Annotated in this window: 22 protein-coding genes; 10 read left to right on the forward strand and 12 right to left on the reverse strand. The window is 60.9% G+C overall.

Going from position 1 to position 19,173, the window contains the following annotated elements; translation table 11 throughout:
- Nucleotides 1-36 precede the first annotated feature (36 nt).
- The 5 genes from GbCGDNIH8_RS10780 to GbCGDNIH8_RS10800 form a co-directional block, all read right to left on the reverse strand.
- Complete coding sequence (locus tag GbCGDNIH8_RS10780) at nt 37-819, reverse strand: succinate dehydrogenase iron-sulfur subunit (protein WP_072573186.1); 783 nt, start codon at nt 817-819, stop codon at nt 37-39.
- Between the two features lie 20 nt (nt 820-839).
- Complete coding sequence (gene sdhA / locus GbCGDNIH8_RS10785) at nt 840-2,651, reverse strand: succinate dehydrogenase flavoprotein subunit (RefSeq protein ID WP_072573187.1); 1,812 nt, start codon at nt 2,649-2,651, stop codon at nt 840-842.
- Between the two features lie 110 nt (nt 2,652-2,761).
- Nucleotides 2,762-3,160 (reverse strand): succinate dehydrogenase, hydrophobic membrane anchor protein, encoded by a 399-nt coding sequence (gene sdhD, locus GbCGDNIH8_RS10790; protein ID WP_072573188.1) that lies wholly within the window; start codon nt 3,158-3,160, stop codon nt 2,762-2,764.
- 28 nt (nt 3,161-3,188) lie between these two features.
- Entirely contained in the window at nt 3,189-3,620 is a 432-nt protein-coding gene (gene sdhC, locus GbCGDNIH8_RS10795) for a succinate dehydrogenase, cytochrome b556 subunit (RefSeq protein ID WP_072573189.1), read from the reverse strand.
- 204 nt (nt 3,621-3,824) lie between these two features.
- The gene (locus tag GbCGDNIH8_RS10800) at nt 3,825-4,847 is read right to left on the reverse strand and encodes an aspartate-semialdehyde dehydrogenase (RefSeq protein ID WP_072573190.1); all 1,023 of its coding nucleotides are present in this window, start codon (nt 4,845-4,847) and stop codon (nt 3,825-3,827) included.
- Nucleotides 4,848-5,188: 341 nt separating this feature from the next.
- Here GbCGDNIH8_RS10800 and GbCGDNIH8_RS10805 point away from each other — a divergent pair, with 341 nt between their 5' ends.
- The 9 genes from GbCGDNIH8_RS10805 to GbCGDNIH8_RS10845 all read left to right on the forward strand — a co-directional run bounded on the left by GbCGDNIH8_RS10805 (nt 5,189) and on the right by GbCGDNIH8_RS10845 (nt 11,368).
- Nucleotides 5,189-5,692, forward strand: coding sequence for a MarR family winged helix-turn-helix transcriptional regulator (locus GbCGDNIH8_RS10805; protein ID WP_253736027.1), 504 nt, complete (start codon nt 5,189-5,191; stop codon nt 5,690-5,692).
- 58 nt (nt 5,693-5,750) lie between these two features.
- Nucleotides 5,751-6,374 carry a CDP-diacylglycerol--glycerol-3-phosphate 3-phosphatidyltransferase gene (pgsA, locus tag GbCGDNIH8_RS10810; RefSeq protein ID WP_072573192.1) on the forward strand — a complete coding sequence of 208 codons (624 nt, stop codon included), beginning with the start codon at nt 5,751-5,753 and terminating at the stop codon, nt 6,372-6,374.
- Complete coding sequence (gene mobB / locus GbCGDNIH8_RS10815; protein WP_072573193.1) at nt 6,371-6,946, forward strand: molybdopterin-guanine dinucleotide biosynthesis protein B; 576 nt, start codon at nt 6,371-6,373, stop codon at nt 6,944-6,946. Before pgsA ends, mobB begins: the two co-directional genes overlap by 4 nt.
- A 91-nt stretch (nt 6,947-7,037) precedes the next feature.
- The gene (locus GbCGDNIH8_RS10820) at nt 7,038-7,532 is read left to right on the forward strand and encodes a hypothetical protein (protein ID WP_081368975.1); all 495 of its coding nucleotides are present in this window, start codon (nt 7,038-7,040) and stop codon (nt 7,530-7,532) included.
- Nucleotides 7,533-7,597: 65 nt separating this feature from the next.
- The gene (gene moaD, locus GbCGDNIH8_RS10825) at nt 7,598-7,861 is read left to right on the forward strand and encodes a molybdopterin converting factor subunit 1 (protein ID WP_011632786.1); all 264 of its coding nucleotides are present in this window, start codon (nt 7,598-7,600) and stop codon (nt 7,859-7,861) included.
- 6 nt (nt 7,862-7,867) lie between these two features.
- Nucleotides 7,868-8,356 (forward strand): molybdenum cofactor biosynthesis protein MoaE, encoded by a 489-nt coding sequence (locus GbCGDNIH8_RS10830; RefSeq protein WP_072573195.1) that lies wholly within the window; start codon nt 7,868-7,870, stop codon nt 8,354-8,356.
- A 143-nt stretch (nt 8,357-8,499) separates the two neighbouring features.
- Nucleotides 8,500-8,706, forward strand: coding sequence for a heavy-metal-associated domain-containing protein (locus GbCGDNIH8_RS10835; RefSeq protein ID WP_072573196.1), 207 nt, complete (start codon nt 8,500-8,502; stop codon nt 8,704-8,706).
- 5 nt (nt 8,707-8,711) lie between these two features.
- The gene (locus GbCGDNIH8_RS10840) at nt 8,712-10,898 is read left to right on the forward strand and encodes a heavy metal translocating P-type ATPase (RefSeq protein WP_072573197.1); all 2,187 of its coding nucleotides are present in this window, start codon (nt 8,712-8,714) and stop codon (nt 10,896-10,898) included.
- Between the two features lie 20 nt (nt 10,899-10,918).
- Nucleotides 10,919-11,368, forward strand: coding sequence for a Cu(I)-responsive transcriptional regulator (locus GbCGDNIH8_RS10845; protein ID WP_253736028.1), 450 nt, complete (start codon nt 10,919-10,921; stop codon nt 11,366-11,368).
- A 62-nt stretch (nt 11,369-11,430) separates the two neighbouring features.
- Here the strand turns inward: GbCGDNIH8_RS10845 and GbCGDNIH8_RS10850 are convergent, their stop codons facing one another.
- The 5 genes from GbCGDNIH8_RS10850 to GbCGDNIH8_RS10870 form a co-directional block, all read right to left on the reverse strand.
- A complete protein-coding gene (locus tag GbCGDNIH8_RS10850; RefSeq protein ID WP_216634451.1) occupies nt 11,431-11,862 on the reverse strand; it encodes an EF-hand domain-containing protein in 432 nt (143 codons plus the stop codon).
- A 144-nt stretch (nt 11,863-12,006) separates the two neighbouring features.
- Nucleotides 12,007-12,921 carry a 3-hydroxybutyryl-CoA dehydrogenase gene (locus tag GbCGDNIH8_RS10855; RefSeq protein ID WP_072573824.1) on the reverse strand — a complete coding sequence of 305 codons (915 nt, stop codon included), beginning with the start codon at nt 12,919-12,921 and terminating at the stop codon, nt 12,007-12,009.
- Nucleotides 12,922-13,045: 124 nt separating this feature from the next.
- Nucleotides 13,046-13,975, reverse strand: a complete 930-nt coding sequence (locus tag GbCGDNIH8_RS10860) for an electron transfer flavoprotein subunit alpha/FixB family protein (protein WP_072573198.1) — start codon at nt 13,973-13,975, stop codon at nt 13,046-13,048.
- Between the two features lie 3 nt (nt 13,976-13,978).
- Entirely contained in the window at nt 13,979-14,728 is a 750-nt protein-coding gene (locus GbCGDNIH8_RS10865; RefSeq protein WP_072573199.1) for an electron transfer flavoprotein subunit beta/FixA family protein, read from the reverse strand.
- Between the two features lie 212 nt (nt 14,729-14,940).
- Nucleotides 14,941-15,129: a twin transmembrane helix small protein gene (locus GbCGDNIH8_RS10870; protein WP_011632795.1), complete on the reverse strand. Its 189-nt coding sequence runs from the start codon at nt 15,127-15,129 to the stop codon at nt 14,941-14,943.
- A gap of 172 nt (nt 15,130-15,301) precedes the next feature.
- Here GbCGDNIH8_RS10870 and GbCGDNIH8_RS10875 point away from each other — a divergent pair, with 172 nt between their 5' ends.
- On the forward strand, nt 15,302-16,021 hold the full coding sequence (locus GbCGDNIH8_RS10875) for a 2OG-Fe dioxygenase family protein (protein ID WP_072573200.1): 720 nt from the start codon (nt 15,302-15,304) through the stop codon (nt 16,019-16,021).
- A gap of 10 nt (nt 16,022-16,031) precedes the next feature.
- On the opposite strand, the gene GbCGDNIH8_RS10880 is transcribed toward GbCGDNIH8_RS10875, so the two are convergent.
- Together GbCGDNIH8_RS10880 and ppdK are read right to left on the reverse strand one after the other, a co-directional pair.
- Nucleotides 16,032-16,352 carry a hypothetical protein gene (locus GbCGDNIH8_RS10880; RefSeq protein ID WP_157692634.1) on the reverse strand — a complete coding sequence of 107 codons (321 nt, stop codon included), beginning with the start codon at nt 16,350-16,352 and terminating at the stop codon, nt 16,032-16,034.
- A gap of 147 nt (nt 16,353-16,499) precedes the next feature.
- Nucleotides 16,500-19,169, reverse strand: coding sequence for a pyruvate, phosphate dikinase (gene ppdK / locus GbCGDNIH8_RS10885; protein ID WP_072573202.1), 2,670 nt, complete (start codon nt 19,167-19,169; stop codon nt 16,500-16,502).
- Nucleotides 19,170-19,173 lie beyond the last annotated feature (4 nt).

The following is a 19,173-nucleotide window of genomic DNA, read 5'->3' on the forward strand; positions in this document are numbered from 1 at the left end:
CACCGCTCCGTAACGTTTCAGCTCAGAAAAGGTTGATCAGGCCTGACGTTCGGCCAGCAGCTTCTTGATCTCGCCAATCGCCTTGGCGGGGTTCAGCCCTTTCGGGCAGGTCTGCGCACAGTTCATGATAGTGTGGCAGCGATACAGCTTGAACGGATCTTCCAGCGCATCCAGACGCTCACCGGTCGCCTCGTCACGGCTGTCAGCAATCCAGCGATACGCGGCCAGCAGCGTGGCCGGACCCAGATAGCGATCGCCATTCCACCAATAGCTGGGGCAGGATGTGGTGCAGCAGAAGCACAGAATGCACTCCCACATGCCATCCAGTTCGGCCCTTTCCTCACGGCTCTGGCGGCGCTCGGCATCGGGCGGCGGGGGCGTATCGGATTTCAGCCATGGCTCGATGCTGCGCAACTGCGCATAGGCCTGCGTCAGATCAGGGATCAGATCGCGTACCACCGCCATATGCGGCAGCGGATTGACGTTGCAGGCTCCCTTCACATCCTCGATCGGTTTCAGACAGGCCAGCGTATTGCCACCATCGATGTTCATGGCGCAGGAGCCGCAAATGCCCTCGCGGCAGGAACGACGGAAGGCGAGGGTCGTGTCGACCTCGTTCTTGATCTTGATCAGCGCATCCAGAACCATCGGCCCGCACTGATCCAGATCGATCTCGTAGGTATCGACCACCGGATTGTTCCCGTCATCCGGGTTCCAGCGATAGATCTTGAATTCCTTGACCCGCGTCGCACCCGGAGGCGCCTTGAACGTGCGGCCTTTGCCAATTTTGCTGTTTTTGGGCAGCGCGAATTCGACCATTGTCCGTATCCTCCCTGCTCTCAGTACACGCGCTTTTTGGGCGGGAAGACCGAGACCTCGTTGGTCAGGGTCTGCATTTTAACGGGGCGATAGCCCAGCTGCACATCGCCACTCGCGTCCACCCAGGACAGGGTGTGCTTCATCCAGTCCTGATCATTCCGATCCGGATAATCATCATGGGCATGGGCGCCACGGCTTTCCGGACGGGCCTCGGCGCTGACCATGGTGGCGGCCGCGTTGCCCATCAGGTTGTCCAGTTCCAGCGCTTCCACCAGATCGGTGTTCCAGATCAGGCTGCGATCAGTGACGGATACATCCGACAGACCACCCCACACCGTCTTCATCTTCTTCACGCCCTCGGTCAGGCTGGCGCTGTTGCGGAACACGGCAGCATGACGCTGCATCGTGCGCTGCAATTCGGCGCGCAGATCGGCCACGCGGGAACCGCCCTTGGCATGGCGACGGGAATCGAGGCGATCCAGCGCCGCTTCTCCCGCACGCGCTGGCAGCGGTGCGTGCTGCGCGCCCGGCTTGACGATCTCTGCCGCGCGATGCGCCGCGGCACGGCCAAACACCACCAGATCGAGCAGGGAATTGGTACCGAGACGATTTGCACCATGCACGGACACGCAGGCCGCCTCACCCACCGCCATCAGTCCCGGCACCACCGCATCGGGGTTTTCCGCGGTCGGACGCAGCACCTCAGCGCGATAATTCGTGGGAATACCGCCCATATTGTAGTGAACGGTCGGCAGAACCGGAATCGGCTCCTTCGTCACATCCACACCGGCGAACACCTTGGCGGTTTCGGAAATGCCGGGCAGGCGCTCGGCGAGGATCTCGGCCCCGAGATGCTCCAGATGCAACAGGATGTGATCCTTGTTTGGACCCACGCCCCGCCCTTCATTGATTTCGATGGTCATGGAGCGGCTGACCACATCGCGGCTCGCCAGATCTTTCGCGGTCGGCGCATAGCGTTCCATGAAACGCTCACCTGCCGCATTGGTCAGGTAACCGCCTTCACCGCGCGCACCTTCAGTGATCAGGCATCCGGCGGGGAAAATACCGGTCGGATGGAACTGCACGAACTCCATATCCTGGGTCGGCAGACCGGCGCGCAACACCATGCCGCCACCATCGCCGGTGCAGGTATGGGCAGAGGTGCAGGACTGGTAGGCGCGTCCGTAACCACCCGTCGCCAGCACCACCATATGCGCCCGAAAGCGGTGCATGGTGCCGTCTTCCAGATTCCAGGCGATGACGCCGCGGCAGGCGCCTTCCTCGTCCATGATCAGGTCGAGCGCAAAATATTCGACGAAGAATTCGCAATGATGCTTCAGGCTCTGCTGATACAGCGTGTGCAGCATCGCATGGCCGGTCCGGTCGGCTGCGGCGCAGGCGCGCTGCACCGGCTCCTTGCCGTAATCCCGCATATGGCCGCCGAACGGGCGCTGATAAATGCGTCCATCCTCGGTGCGGCTGAACGGCACACCGAAATGTTCCAGCTCATAAATCGCAGGAATAGCCTCGCGGCACATATATTCGATGGCGTCCTGATCCCCGAGCCAGTCGGAGCCTTTCACCGTATCGTACATATGCCAGCGCCAGTCATCGGGCGTGATATTGCCCAGCGCCGCACTGATGCCGCCCTGCGCCGCCACGGTATGGCTGCGGGTCGGGAAAACCTTGGTGACGCAGGCGGTTTTCAGCCCGGCAGCACCCATACCCAGCGTCGCACGCAGGCCGGCGCCGCCGGCGCCGACAACAACGACATCGTAAGTGTGATCGACGATTCTGTAAGCGCCGGTGGAGGGAGACGTTATCGCGTTCATTCTTTACCGATCCGCTGGGGCATTCGAGCCGGTGTCTGACCGTAAGGGGAGGAGTGCCGGAAAACCGGCAGGCGAGAAAACCAAGGAGGCTGGCGGTGTGGCCGCCAGCGTCAGAGAGTCAGCTTCAGGATGGAAACCGCACAGGCCAGCCCCAACAGGAAGCAGGCTGCCCTTGCGGCAAGAAGGCTGGCGATTTTTACGTATTCCGTATGCACGTAATCCTCGATGATGACCTGCAGGCCGAGCTGGACATGATGAAAGGTGGCGAGAACCAGGCTCAGCAGCAGCACGGCATGGACGGGATGCCCCACCCATTGCGCGACCTCGGCCCGGCTATGACCGGTCAGATGCAGCGCGGCGAAGATGAACCAGATGGTCAGCGGCACCAGCGCGACCGATGTCACACGCTCCGCCCACCAGTGCGCCAGACCGTGTTTTGCGGAACCAAGGCCACGCGCACGGCCCAGATGGCTGCGCATGACGCGGATACGGGGTGATGATTGAGCCATTTCTCTGCTCCTGCTGCACAGATGCCGGTTACAGAACCACGGCGGCGGCGATCCAGATCGCCACGGTAAACAAGGCCGTCAGCCCCAGAACGACATAGGAGCTTCTGGTGGCTTCGTGCTTGTCGAAGCCATAGCCCGCATCCCATACCAGATGGCGGATACCGTTGATGAAATGGTACACCAATGCCACCGTCCAGCCGAACAGCAGCAGCAATCCAAACCCGGAGCGCATGAAGCCGGACACGATGTCGTAAGCGTGATCAGAGGTCGCAGCCGCCACCAGCCACCAGGTCAGCAGCAAGGTGCCGATCGCAGCCGCCACACCGGTGACCCGGTGCAGGATGGACAACGCCATCGTAATGGGCCAGCGATAGACCTGAAGATGGGGTGACAGCGGGCGATGGATCAGGCGGCCATCGCTCGTCCGTCCAACCGCCAGAGCCTCACGTGTGTCAGTCATGATAGGGGCCTGCCTCTGCGCACTTTAATTTCACAAAACCAGCGCGCGTCTTTCATACTTGTGCGCCGCAGCGCGGTCAACGCGAAAGAAGCAATAAAATGCTCCCGGCAACCCTGATCTGCCGGCAAAGGAAGGCTTGCCGCATCAACGGATCAGACGCCACAATGATAACGGGCGGCTTGAGGGCCGCCCGTTTCATGTCGATCAACGCATCCGAAGCCGCTTCTGCTGGACCAGAAGCTCCGCGATCTGCACCGCATTCAGGGCGGCCCCCTTACGGAGATTGTCGGAGACACACCAGAAAGCCAGCCCGTTCGGAACCGTGGGGTCCTGCCGGATGCGGCTGACATAGACTGCATCCTCACCCTGACATTCCAGCTGGGTGATGTAGCCCCCATCCTCACGATGATCGACCACAGTGATGCCGGGCGCCTCCCTCAGGGCCGCACGCGCTTCCGATGCCGTCACCGGCTTTTCGAATTCGACATGCACTGCCTCGCCATGGCCAATGAACACCGGCACGCGCACGCAGGTGGCAAAAACAGCGATATCCGGATCGAGAATTTTGCGGGTCTCGACCGCCATTTTCCACTCTTCCTTGGTGGCGCCGTCATCCATGAACTTGTCGATATGCGGAATGCAGTTGAAGGCGATTTCCTTGGTGAACTGCTCCGGCCTGGTGGGATCGTTCACAAAACCGGCCTTGGTATGGCTGAACAGCTCGTCCATTCCTTCCTTTCCCGCGCCGGATACCGACTGATAGGTCGCGACGGAAACGCGCTTCACGCCCCAGCGCGTATGCAGCGGCTTCAGCGCCACAACCATCTGGATGGTCGAGCAGTTCGGATTGGCAATGATCCCGCGCTTGATGGAATCAAGCGCCTGCGGATTGACCTCCGGCACCACCAGCGGAACATCCGGCTCCATACGGAACTGGCTGGTATTATCGACCACGATGCAACCCGCCGCCGCGGCACGCGGGGCATGCACAGCGGAGACGGAAGCACCGGGGCTGAACAGGCCGATATCCCAGCCGGTGAAATCGAACGTCTCCAGGTTCCGGACCTTCAGGACCTTGTCTTCACCAAAGGAAATCTCCTGCCCGGCCGAACGGCCGGACGCCAGCGCCGCCACTTCCGAGACAGGGAAGTCACGCTCGGCCAGGGTTTTCAAAATCTCGCGGCCCACTGCGCCCGTCGCGCCAACCACCGCTACCCTGTAACCCATGTCTTTCGCTCCATCCTGTGTCAGCCCGCCATGCGCACCGTCACCAGCCGCCGACAGGAATGCGACGGCCAGAGCGGGCTTGCCAGAGGGGGGACAGCCATCAATGGAAAATGCCTATACGCCAGTTGCCTCCGGAACAAGCTCATCACCCACTCCCAGCCACGAGCACGAAGACCATCAGCCGCGCAAGGATTGCAGAGCAACGCGGAAATAACGTTTTCGTATCGAATCATGCCTGTCGTTTTTCTGCCTTCCGTCATGACAGAAGGCTTTATCTGGAAATCTCTCCGGACTTCTCCCATAAGCAGCGTATGAGGTGCGAAAACCCTGACCCATCCGAGTTGAATCTCGATCTGCTGCTGCTGCTGAACGACGTTGCCCGTCTGCTCCGCATTGCTGCCGACAAGCGTGCGCGGCTGCATGATATGACCCGCGCCCAGTGGATCATGCTGCTGTGGCTGGATCAGATGCCCGGCATCTCCCAGAAACATCTGGCCGAAAAACTTGAGGTCGAACCCATCACCGTCGCCCGGCTGGTGGACCGGCTGGAGCAGCGCGGCATGGTGGAGCGCCGTCCCGATCCGGCAGACCGGCGTATCTGGCGGCTGCACCTGCTGCCTGCCGCCCGTCCCCTGATCTCGGACATCAATGCCGGACGTGCCGAAATTCTGCAGTTGGCTACCCGTGATCTGGATCCTTCTCTGCTGGAACCAATGCAAACCGGCCTTATGCGCATGAAGCATACGCTCTGTTCAGAACTTCGCCCAAGAAAACGTGATCAGGATGATCAGGATCGGATACAGGGTGTTTCCACCTCCTCAGCGTCTCCCTCTGGAGGAGAATAACGCGCTTTGCCGCCGGGGACGGTTTTCATCCGGGCACGGAAACGGCTAAGACAGCATCGTGCCAACCGATCTTCCCAATCTGCTGACCTTGTCGCGCATTGCCGCCATCCCTCTGATGGTGGCCCTGATCGTGCTTGGCAGCCCCGGAGGCGATCTGGCCGCCTGCATCATTTTCTCCGCCGCCGCCATCACCGATTATTTTGACGGTAAAATTGCCCGCGACCGTCGCCAGATTTCCGATCTGGGCCGCATGCTGGACCCGATTGCCGACAAACTGCTGGTCGGGGCCTCCCTGATGATGCTGGTCGGGTATGGCCGGGTCGGCAACCATGGCCTGTTCCCCGCTATCGTCATTATGTTGCGGGAAATCCTCGTCAGCGGGCTGCGCGAATATCTGGCCGGATTACAGGTCAGCCTGCCAGTAACCCGGCTGGCAAAATGGAAAACCGGCGTGCAAATGGGGGCACTCGGCACTCTGCTGGGGGGCGATTCAGCCGCCCATCTCATTGGACTCGGATTTCTGCCGGTGCAGTTGATCGGGGAGATTCAGTTATGGGTCGCCGCCGGACTCACATTGGTAACCGGCTGGGATTACCTGATGGCCGGACTGCGCCATGTTTCCCCTCCAACCGGCATCACAAAACCGGGACATTCCTCTTCCACACCCAGTCGCACACCATGACGCCCGGGACTTCACCCGATCCTGCCCTGGCAAAGCCGAAAATTCTTGGCATTGCAGGCTGGTCAGGCAGCGGCAAGACCACCCTCCTTACGTCCCTGATTCCGCGCCTGATCGCATCCGGGCTGCGTGTCTCCACCATCAAACACGCCCATCATGGCTTTGACCTTGATCGTCCCGGCAAGGATAGCTGGCGGCACAGGGAAGCCGGAGCGCATGAGGTGATGCTGATGGGTGAGGCACGCTGGGCCTTGCTGCATGAGCCCCGTGCAGATGAGGAAGCGCCCGATCTGGACCGGTTGGTACAACGCATGGCGCCCGTGGATGTCATTCTGGTCGAGGGCTTTCGTACCTACCCTCACCCCAAGATCGAGGTCTACCGGCCCGTCACCGGGAAACCACCACTCTGGCCGGACCAGCGTGACATCGTGGCGGTGGCAGCCTCCCCGTTCCCGCTGGAAACACAGGAAAACGGCATGAATAAGCCGTGTTTTCTACCGCTGGATGATGTCCAGGCCGTTGCCAACTGGACGATTGGCTTTCTCAGCCGCTATCGCTATGTAGCCCCGGCTTGATCGTTCCGGTCTTGCGTTCCATTACAATATGATTGCTGTTTCGTCGTCTCTTTCCGGTCATTCCGGTTGCTATCGTTCAAGGAAGCTCGTCATGCGTCGTCTGACCTTGCTGGGTATCATGCTGTCTCTGTCAGGCTGCGGCTTTGGCGATTTTCTGTCGGATACCCACACTTTCCGCAGCAACCCGAATGGGCCGATCGGCTCCAGCCCGAATATGCTGCGGGTGCAGGGTGAACGCACCGTCACCACGCCGCTGACCACCGAGCCGGGAGATGTCTGGCCGGGGCCGATCCCGCCGACCCCCACCTTGTCCGACCTTCAGAAACAGCAGAATAGCATCGCGCCAGAGCTGGGCGGCGTACGACGCACACCCAATATGCCACTTGGCACAGGTGTCATGCCGTCTCCCGCACCCTATAAGCCGATGCCGGAAGGTAATGGAGCCGCCAAAGGCGCGGAACCGGGCAGCACAGGCAGGAATACCGACGGGCAGATCATCGTCCCGAACGGAAACGGCACCAGCACGGTGATCGAGCCTGACGGAACGGTTCGGACCATTCCAACCCCCAAGGACAAGACACACTGACGTGTTGCTGCCCGGGGATATCGTTTTTTATTGATTGCACGACGTGGAGGCTGATCGGAACACCAATGAAGGAGGGGCTACATATCGTTTATTTCGCGTGGCTTCGCGACCGTATCGGTCGTAATGAGGAACACGTGCCGTTACCTCCGGGTGTCGCGAATGTCGGTGGACTGATCACCTGGCTGCGTGGACGCGGCAGGGATTATAAATCAGCGCTCGCCACTGAAAATCGCATCCGCTGTGCCGTCAATCATGAGGTTGCGGCGCTCGACACACCCATCTCTCCGGGGGATGAAGTCGGGTTTTTCCCCCCGATCACAGGCGGATAACCCCTTATGATCCCCCCGCTCCCGCGTATTGCGGTTCAGGCTGGTCCCTTTGATCTGACAAGGGAATATGAAGCCCTGACCGCAGGACAGCGCCGGATCGGGGGGATCGGCAGCTTTATCGGCGTGGTGCGCGGTGAAAGCGCCGGGCAGAGCGAACAGTTACAGGGCATGACCCTGGAACATTATCCCGGCATGACCGAAAAGCAGATCCGCCGCATTGCCGAAGAAGCCATCCGGCGCTGGTCTCTGCTGGGCTGCACCATTATCCACCGGATCGGCTACCTCCCTGCCGGTGCCCCTATCGTTCTGGTGATGACCGCCGCACCGCACCGTGAGGCTGCGCTGGAATCGACCTCCTTTCTGATCGACTGGCTGAAGACCAAAGCCCCGTTCTGGAAACAGGAGCATCTGGAAGACGGCACCATACGCTGGGTCGCGGCAAGGGATGAGGACGAAATCGCCGCCGATCGCTGGAATATCCTCAACGCCTCTTGACCTTCCAGTGCTGGAACCTTCCATTTCTCATTCCGTTCCAGATCACACAGGGCCGTGATGCCGGTCTGAGAAAACCCATCTGGCAAGCCCCATCTGGCAAAACCCATTTGGCAAAACCCATTTGGCAAGGAAGGAAACGGCCGATGACCCCCACCACCATTCTCTCGATCAAGGGCATGACCTGTGAAGGCTGCGTCAATGCCGTGCGCCGCATCCTGCTGGCTGTGCCGGGGGTTTCCGATGCTTCCGTAACCCTTGGGCGGGCCGAGATCAGCGGCGGCGAGGCCGCAAGGCTGATGGAAGCCGTGCGCGACGCGGGTTTCGGTGCCGAGATTCTCGCAACGGAGTAACCCCGATGCCGGTTGAAACGATGCCAGCAGGGTTCACCCGGCAGGAGCTGGACATCACCGGCATGACCTGCGCCAGTTGCTCCGGTCGTGTGGAGCGAGCGCTGCGGAATGTCGAGGGCGTCAGCCGGGCGGTGGTTTCCCTTGTCAGCCACCGTGCCCTGGTCGAAGGCTCGGCCCGGATCGATACGCTGGTGGCGGCCGTGACCCGCTCCGGCTTTACCGCCACTCCGCTGACGGGAGAGCGCGAACAGGAAGAACGGATCGAGCAACAGGCACGCAAGGCAACCCGACAGGAAGGGCTGCGTGTGCTGCTCTCCGCGCTGTTTACGGCGCCTTTGCTGCTGCCCATGCTCGGATTGCCTCTGCCGGGGTCGCTGATGCTGGTGCTGGCGGGCATCGTCCAGATTGGGTTCGGATACCGTTTCTATATTGCTGCATGGCGAGGCTTGCGGGCCGGGGCCGGCAATATGGACCAGCTTGTCGCCATCGGCACCAGCGCTGCTTTTCTTTACAGTGCTACCGCCGTCCTGTGCGGGGACAGTGAACACGGCTATTTCGATGCCTCCGCTGTCGTCATCAGCCTGATCCTGTTCGGGCGCTGGCTGGAAAGCCGGGCGCGGCAGGCCACCGGCTCCGCCACGCGCGCCCTTTCGGCCCTCCGCCCCGACACCGCACGGCTGCAGGATGGCGATGGAGAGCGCATCGTTCCCGCGAGCCATCTGATGCCGGAAGATATCGTGATCATCCGCCCCGGCGAGCGCTTCGCCGCCGATGGGGAGGTCGTTTCCGGCCAGTCCGATGCGGATGAAAGCCTGCTGACCGGGGAAAGCCATCCGGTTCCCAAACACCCCGGTGAGTCCGTCATCGGCGGCGCTATTAACGGTTCCGGCCTGTTGCGGGTGCGTGTCACGGCCACGGTCAATGATGGCACACTGGCCCGCGTAATCTCACTGGTGCGGGAGGCGGAAGCCAGCCGGGCCCCCGTACAGCGGCTGGTGGATCAGGTTGCCGCCATTTTTGTACCGGCCGTGGTGACGATCGCCGTGCTGACATTTCTGGGATGGTGGATGATCGGCCATGACGTTGCGAACGGGTTCCGCGCTGCCGTCTCCGTGCTTGTCATCGCCTGCCCCTGCGCGCTGGGGCTGGCCACGCCCGCTGCCCTCGTCACCGGCACCGGAATCGCGGCCAGACGCGGTATTCTGATCCGCGATGCCGCCAGCCTGGAGCGGGCAGGCAGCATTGATACCGTGGCACTGGATAAAACCGGCACAATCACGGAAGGCAAGCCGGTGCTGCATGAGATCATTCTGCTGCCCTCCGCTCCGGTCGACATGGACAAAGCTATGATCCTGCGTCTGGCCGCTGCCGCCGAGTCGGGCAGTACCCACCCGCTGGCGCATGCCGTCCGCGAATCGGCCCTGACCAGGGAAACAACTCTTCCGGTGCCGGATTTCCTGCAGGAGCGACCAGGGGAAGGCGTGATCGCCCATGTCTCCGGTCATGAAATCGCCATCGGCAATGCGGCGCTGTTCATTCATCTGGACATCCCCGACAGCCCGCAAGCAGTAGCACTGGAACAGGAGACACCGTCCGCCATCCTGCGGGTTGCGATCGATCGCAGTCCTGCTGCGCTGTTACTGGTTGAAGATACGCTCCGTCCCGGTGCAGATGTCGCGATCCAACGCATTCACGCCACCGGCTGCACGGTGATGCTGCTGACCGGCGATACCGAAGCTTCCGGCCATAAGGCGGCAAAAGCCGCGGGCATTGACCTGGTCGAAACCAGATTGCGCCCCGAAGACAAGGCCGCCCGGATCGCCGCATGGCAAGCCAAAGGCCATGTGGTCGCCATGGTCGGCGATGGCGTCAATGATGCCCCGTCTCTGGCGCAGGCCGATCTCGGTATCGCCATTGGCACCGGAGCCGATGCAGCCCGTCATGCAGCCGGCGTTATCCTGATGCGACCGGAGCCGGGCCTGATTGCCGACGCCATTTCACTCAGCCGCGCCACACGGCGTAAAATCCGGCAGAATCTGTTCTGGGCCTTTATCTATAATGCCGTCGGTCTGCCTTTTGCGGCTCTGGGCCTGCTCAACCCCGTGATCGCGGGAGCGGCCATGGCTTTCTCATCGGTCAGTGTGGTGGTCAATGCGCTGCTGCTGAAACGCTGGAAGCCCTCCTCTCCTTAAGCTACCGGAGGATCACCCCCTTGCCTGACGCACAGGAACCGGATCACACAAACGATCATCATGGTAGTCTTGCGATCGGCGAGGTCTCACGCCTGTCCGGCCTGCCTGCGAAAACCATCCGTTACTACGAACAGGCCGGGCTGCTGCCCCCTCCGTCTCGCAGCGATAATCAGTATCGCCGCTATCACCACGAGGTGCTGGAGCGTCTGCGTTTTCTATCCGCCGCACGGGGGCTTGGCTTTCCATTGCAGGAGCTGAAAATGCTGCTGGCCCTGCGCTCAGACCCGCATCGCGCGAGTCGCGAGGTCAAATCACTGGCCCTGAAACATATTGATCGTCTGGAGAGTGATATCGCTCGGCTTCAGGCCATGCGGGACACGTTGCAGGGGCTGGCTGCTGCTTGCCCGGGCGATGACTGCCCCGCCTGCACAATTCTGGATGCGCTCAACAGTGCAGGTACCCATACGTAAAACGGTGCGGGCACCAAAGCACCCGCACCGTTCTGTCAGACTGAGCCGGAAAACCGGAACAATCAGTAGGCCAGCAGCGCCACCAGAGCGCGGCCATTCTCGGTGCTCAGCTCAGCCGGGCTCAGCGTGCCGTCGTGATCCGGGTCGGCCTTCTTGAAATAGGCATCAACCAGCTTCAGCCATTCGGCCTTGTCCAGAGAGCCATCATGGTCGGGATCGAAGGCAGCCACAGCCTTCTTGCCGACGATACCGGTCAGCTCGGACGCATCCAGCGTGCCTTCGTGATCAGTGTCCAGAGCCTCAAACTTCGCTTCAGCGGCCTTATGGGCCTCTTCCAGGCTGACAGTGCCATCATTGTCGGGGTCGAGGCGGCTCATCACCAGGCTGGTGTCATGCGGGGTTGCATCAACAGCGGCCATGGCAACATGGGACAGGCCCTGGGAAGTCAGGATGGACAGACCGAACACGGCGGTCATCAGAACATTTTTACGCATTATGTGAGCTCCGATTGCACTTTCTGCAAAGAATAGGACCTATAAATGCAGAACATGCAAGCAGATAATGCGCGAGCCTTTAAAAAAGGTCGCGCATACGACTTATGCAGCAGCAGGATGAGCAGGAAAAAGCAGCAAGATCCGTCAGCGCGTGGGACGCGGCGGCATATGGGCGTAATCGTAGAAACCGCGGCCTGTCTTACGGCCCAGCCACCCGGCTTCGACATATTTTACCAGCAGCGGGCAAGGACGATATTTACTGTCGGAAAGACCATCATACAAAACCTGCATGATGGAAAGGCACGTATCGAGGCCGATAAAATCCGCCAGTTCCAGCGGCCCCATTCTGTGGCTGGCCCCCAGCCGCATCGCGGTATCAATTCCGCTGACAGTGGCCACGCCCTCGTAAAGCGCAAAAACCGCCTCGTTGATCATCGGTACCAGAATACGGTTGACGATGAAGGCAGGGAAATCCTCGGCCACTGAAATCGTTTTACCCAGCCGCTGCGCCAGACCGCTGACAGCAGCAAAGGTTGCATCATCCGTCGCAATGCCGCGGATGATCTCCACCAGCTTCATCACCGGCACCGGGTTCATGAAATGCAGCCCGATGAATTTCTCCGGCCGATCCGTGCTCGCCCCCAACCGGGTGATCGAAATGGAGGAGGTATTGGTGGCCAGAATACAATCCGGCTTCATATGAGGCGCCAGAAGCTTGTACAGCGCTTTTTTGGCCTCTTCCTTTTCGGTAATAGCCTCGACCACCAGATCGCACTCACTGAGTCGATCATAACCGACCGCCGTGGCGATACGCGCCAGCGCCGCAGCTTTCTGCTGCTCTGTGGTTAATCCAGCCTTGATCTGTCGATCCAGATTGACGCGAATCGTCGTCATGGCGCGATCCAGCGCTTCCGCTCTGGTATCGGTCAGCACCACGTCGATCCCTGCCAGGGCACAGACATGAGCAATTCCGTTGCCCATCAACCCCGCACCAACCACACCGATTTTCCGGATGGCATAAGATGCGGCTTCAGAAAGAGGCAAAGGCTCGACACTCATGACGATATATTCCTGTCGCGGATCATGATGCCCGCCAATCCATGCAAAGGGGAGCATGGACCGGCAACGGTATCATCACCACGCAGCAAGGCACGATTCAACACGGGACGCAAAGAAGCTTTGCTCAGAGCGCTTTTTCAAGGGCGGGAAGCGCCTCGAACAGATCGCCGACATAACCGTAATCAGCCACCTGAAAAATCGGCGCATCCGGGTCTTTGTTGATGGCGACGATGACCCGGCTGTCCTTCATCCCCGCCAGATGCTGGATGGCGCCGGAGATACCAACTGCGATATACAGTTCCGGCGCGACAATCTTGCCGGTCTGCCCGACCTGATAATCGTTTGGCGCATACCCCGCATCCACAGCGGCACGGGATGCACCGACCGCAGCATTCAGCTTCCGCGCAACCCGGTCCAGCAGCTCGAAATTCTCGGCGCTCTGCATTCCCTTGCCGCCGGAAATCACGATCCGGGCGGAGCCGAGTTCCGGTCGTTCGCTGGCCGTCAGCGCCTCCGACACGAAGCGGGAGCCACCCTCCACCGGCACGGCAGAAGCGGGAACGATTTCGGCAGCGCCACCCTCGGAGGGAACCGGTTCGAAACTGGCGGCCCGTACAGTGATGACCTTCACCGGGTCAGCCGAACGCACGGTTGCCAGCGCATTCCCGGCATAGATCGGTCGCACAAAGGTATCGGCCGATTCGACACCGCAAATATCGCTGATCGGCTGCACATCCAGCAGCGCCGCCGCACGGGGCAGCACGTTCTTGCCGGTGGCGGAAGCCGGGGCAAGGATATGGGAATAATGCGGCGCCAGCGCCACCAGCAGAGCCGCCAGTGGCTCCGCCAGCGCATGGGCATAGGAAGGAGCATCGGCAGTCACGACACGCGACACGCCGGGAATGGCAGCAGCCTGGGCAGCGACCGACCCGACATCCTGCCCGGCGACCAGAATATGGAGGTCTCCGCCCAGCTTCTGCGCGGCGGCAATGGCGCTGCGGGTCGCCTGTTTCAGCGCGCGCCCGTCATGTTCAGCAAGAACCAGTGCGGTCATGAGTCAGATCACCTTCGCTTCGGTCTTCAGCTTCGACACCAGTTCATCGACAGAGCCGACTTTCACCCCTCCCTGACGCGGCGGCGGTTCCGCCACGCGCAACACGGTCAGGCGCGGAGACGCATCGACCCCGAGATCAGCCGGGGTCACTGTCTGAATCGGTTTCTTTTTCGCCTTCATAATGTTCGGGAGGCTGGCATAGCGCGGCTCATTCAGCCGCAGATCAGCCGTCACGACGGCCGGCAGGGAAAGCTGCACGGTCTGCGCCCCGCCATCAACCTCACGGGTCACGATGATCCCGCCATTCTCGACCACGACGGCGCTGGCAAACGTGCCCTGCGGCCAGCCGAGCAATGCCGCCAGCATCTGGCCGGTGGCGTTCATATCATCATCAATGGCCTGCTTGCCCATGATGACCAGTCCCGGCTGTTCCTGCTGCACCAGAGCACGGAGGATCTTGGCGACGCCCAGTGGCTCCACCGTCTCTTCGACCTGTACCAGGATGCCACGGTCAGCACCCATCGCCATACCGGTGCGCAGCGTATCCTGTGCCTGTGCCGGACCGACGGAAACGACGATGATTTCGGTGGCCACGCCTTTTTCCTTCAGGCGCACGGCTTCCTCGACCGCGATTTCATCGAACGGATTCATCGACATTTTCACACCGGCCGTTTCAACCCCGGTGCCATCGGCCTTAACCCGAACCTGGACGTTGTAATCGACTACCCGTTTGACCGGGACGAGGATTTTCATGGCGGTTCCTGCTGCGTTTGAATGTCCGGAGCCATGATGAGGCCGTATCGACCGCCACCATGCCGAGCTGACCGCCCGGCGCATAAACCGGCGACCAGACAAGGCGGCACGGCATTACTTCCCGAAACGGCGCTCTGGATATGCAAGCGGGTCACAAGACTGTCAAACCGCTTCCGTGCAGCCCTGTTCCGGAAAAACCGCTTTCGTCGGCCTCAGCGCCAGACATTGAAGGCCAGCACACATAACAGGATCGCGATGCCCTGAAACAAAATACGATAGCGCATCAGCTTGTTGGAACGCTCCGGGCTGCCGCCGGAACCGACGGAGCCGATACCGGCCACAAGCGTTCCCACAACCAGAGCCATGGAGATGACAAGCAGGATCAGAGCGATGGTATGCATCCGGCCTTCTTACCGCGACTCGGCCTGGCTGCCCATACAGGACTTGCATGCACATCGGGAAATAAACACATGCCCTTGACGGCGGCGCTCCACTATGTGCCAGCACCAGCCCGGTTTTTATTGTGACACGGCGCAGACAACCTGTCAGCGCCAGACCAGCCGAGTGCCCGCCATGTTCGATGCCCTGACGACCCAGCTGCATGAATCCGGATACGCCTTCGTCCGCTCAGAGCATGCTACATCCCTGCTATCGGCCTTTACCAATGGCAACAAAGCCGGACTCTCCGACTGGGCAGCCTTCGCCGATAGCTGGAACAGGCTGGCCATGGATACATATATGGCCGATGGAGGCCGTTATCGCCGCCGCCGTCATGCCGTTTTCAACATTGTGCCCGGCCAGGCGCCCGAACGCGGGCCGCATCAGCCGCATTATCAGGGGCTGGAATATAACCGCCTGAATGGCGGTATCGAGCGGTGGTTCGAACCGATGGAAGATGCGGTCGCATCCGGCCCTACCATGACCTGTATACTGGATTTCTGTCGCAGCCTGTTCGACAGCCTGATGCCGGAGACGGGATGGCATGTTGAAACCCATCAGTTCCGCATTGAGGCCACCGCAGAGGGTGGCAAGCCGACACCGGAAGGACTGCACCGGGATGGTGTGGATTACGTGCTGGTGCTGATGGTGCGGCGGGACAACATCGCCAGCGGTGAAACCTCGATCCATGGCGATGACGGAACCCTGCTGGGCAGTTTCACGCTGACCGAACCACTGGACATGGCGCTGGTGCATGACCGGCGCGTCTATCATGGGGTCACGGCCGTGCAGGCGATCGACCCTGCCCTGCCTGCCTATCGCGATGTCCTGGTCGTAACCTTCCGCAAACGCTGAAAGCGCGTCGTCAGCGGGCCGCCTTCTCTGCATGGCGAAGAATCAGCAGGGCCTTACGCAGACGCAGAATACCCCCGCGTACATGCCCCTGATCACACAGATGCCGCCCCTGATCGGCCAGTTGCGTCACATCAGACGGGGGAGCGCCGAGCACAAAATGCGCTTCCTGTCGGGCCACCTTATGCTGCAACTGCTGGCAGTAATCCAGTGTATCGGAGGTAATCAACTGAGGCGCATCCGCCAGCCCGGGTGTCACGCCACTTCCCAGCACCACCGCAAGCAGGGCGGAACCCATCCAGGTACAGATACATGATGGTATGCGGCTGTTCATGATCATATCATGCCCCATTCCACATGACCGTGGAATGGTGGCTTGATGACAGGGTTTTAATCTCCCTTTACCGATTGCCCAACGAAACAAAAACGGCGAGGCCCAAAGGCCCCGCCGGATCCGTTTCAGACTGAACACGCAGAGTGATCAGGCCGTGCGATCACCACCTGCGCCCAGCGCCGCCTGAGCCGCGGCCAGCCGTGCCACCGGTACGCGATAGGGGCTGCAGGAGACATAATCCAGACCAACCTTTTCGCAGAACGCGATCGAGGACGGGTCGCCACCATGCTCACCGCAAATGCCAAGCTTCAGACCATGCTTGGCCACGCGGCCTTTTTTTGCGGCAATCTCGATCAGATAGCCGACCCCTTCCTCATCCAGTGAGATGAACGGGTCTTTCGGCAGAATGCCCGCTTCTACGTAATGCGGCAGGAACTTGCCGGCATCGTCACGCGACAGACCGAACACGGTCTGCGTCAGATCGTTGGTACCAAAGCTGAAGAAATCAGCGCTGTTGGCAATCGTATCAGCCGACAGGGCCGCACGCGGCAGCTCGATCATCGTGCCGATCGTATAATCCAGCGTCCGGCCTGCACGGGAAAATACCTCCGCCGCAACCTTTTCGATCTGAGCACGCACGATCTCGATCTCACGCTTGATACCCACCAGCGGCACCATCACTTCCGGCACCGGTGCATTACCAGTCTCCTCGGCGATGGCCAGGGCACCCTCGAAAATCGCCCGTGCCTGCATCTCGTAGATTTCCGGGAAGGAAATACCGAGACGGCAGCCACGATGACCCAGCATCGGGTTGGCTTCCGCCAGTTCGGCAGCACGACGACGAATGGTGTCCAGATCAACCCCCAGCGCGGCACCAACCTCGGCCAGATCTTCCTCGTTATGCGGCAGGAATTCATGCAGCGGCGGATCGAGCAGACGGATCGTCACCGGCAGGCCCTGCATGATGCGGAACAGATCCGTGAAATCCTTGCGCTGGAACGGCAGCAGCTTCTCCAGCGCCAGACGGCGGCCACGCTCATCGGCGGCCATGATCATCTGACGGACGGCACCGATTCTCTCCGGATCAAAGAACATATGCTCCGTCCGGCACAATCCGATGCCTTCCGCGCCGAATTTACGGGCCGTTTCCGCATCCAGCGGCGTTTCCGCATTGGCCCGCACCTTCATGCGGCGGGCGCTGTCCGCCCATTCCATCAGCGTGGCGAAATCACCGGACAGAGACGGCTCGATCATCGCCACCGGGCCGACAAACACCTCGCCCGTCGCACCATCGAGGGTCACGATCTCACCCTCGCGGATAGTGATGCCGTTGGCCGACAGTTCCTGAGTGCCATAATCAACCTGAATACCGCCTGCACCGGCGACACAGGGACGGCCCATGCCGCGCGCCACCACCGCCGCGTGGCTGGTCATACCGCCGCGCGTGGTGAGAATGCCCTTGGCGGCATGCATACCGTGAATATCTTCCGGCGAGGTCTCGATCCGGACCAGAATCACCGCCTCGCCCTTGGCAGCGCGCATCTCCGCTTCATCAGCATTGAACACCACCGCACCGCAAGCCGCACCAGGGCTGGCCGGCAGGCCACGGGAGAACACTGTGCGCGGTGCTTTCGGATCAAGCGTCGGATGCAGAAGCTGGTCCAGCGATGCCGGATTGACGCGCTTGACCGCCTCATTCCGGTCGATCAGGCCTTCATTCGCCATCTCCACGGCGATGCGCAGGGATGCTGCGGCAGTACGCTTGCCGCTGCGGGTCTGCAACATGTACAGCGTGTTCCGCTGCACCGTAAATTCGATGTCCTGCATGTCCTTGTAATGCTTTTCCAGCGTTTCGCGGACCTGACAGAGTTCTTCGTACGCCTTGGGCAGCGCTTCTTCCATGCTGCGCTCGCCGGGCTTGGCACGGGCCTTCGACAGCGGCTGCGGGGTACGGATGCCGGCCACTACGTCCTCGCCCTGCGCATTCACCAGGAACTCACCGTAGAAAATATTCTCGCCGGTGGATGGATCCCGCGTAAAGCACACGCCGGTGGCGCAATCCTCGCCCATATTACCGAACACCATCGCCTGTACATTCACGGCGGTGCCCCAATCGGCAGGGATCTCGTGCAGGCGGCGATAGGTGATGGCACGCGGGTTCATCCAGCTGCCGAACACCGCACCGATCGCACCCCAAAGCTGCTCTTCCGGATCCTGAGGGAAGGGCTTGCCGGTCTCGGACAGCACCATGTCCTTGTAACCGGCCACGACCTTGCGCCAGTCAGCGGCATCAAGAGCCGTATCCTCAATCACGTTGCGGTCGAGCTTGATGTGCTCGATGATTTCCTCGAACCGGTGATGATCGACACCGAGCACGACGCTGCCGAACATCTGGATGAAACGGCGATAGCTGTCCCATGCGAACCGGTCATCCCCGGAAGCCCGCGCCAGCCCCTCGACCGTCTGATCATTCAGGCCGAGATTCAGCACCGTATCCATCATACCCGGCATGGAAACCCGCGCACCGGAGCGAACGGAGACCAACAGCGGATTGGTCCGGTCGCCGAAGGTCAGGCCGACAGCCTGTTCGACCCGCTGCAACCCTTCCTTGACCTGGGCTGCCAGATCGTCGGGGTAGCGACGATCATTCCGGTAGAACTCGGTACACAGCTCGGTGGTGATGGTAAAGCCGGGGGGCACCGGCAGGCCGATACTGGCCATTTCCGCGAGATTGGCGCCCTTGCCACCCAGAAGGTTGCGCATATCCGCGCGTCCTTCATTGCGACCAGCACCAAAACCGTAAACCCATTGTGTCATGGAT

Source organism: Granulibacter bethesdensis (assembly GCF_001889545.1).
GTDB classification, from domain to species: Bacteria; Pseudomonadota; Alphaproteobacteria; order Acetobacterales; family Acetobacteraceae; genus Granulibacter; species Granulibacter bethesdensis_B.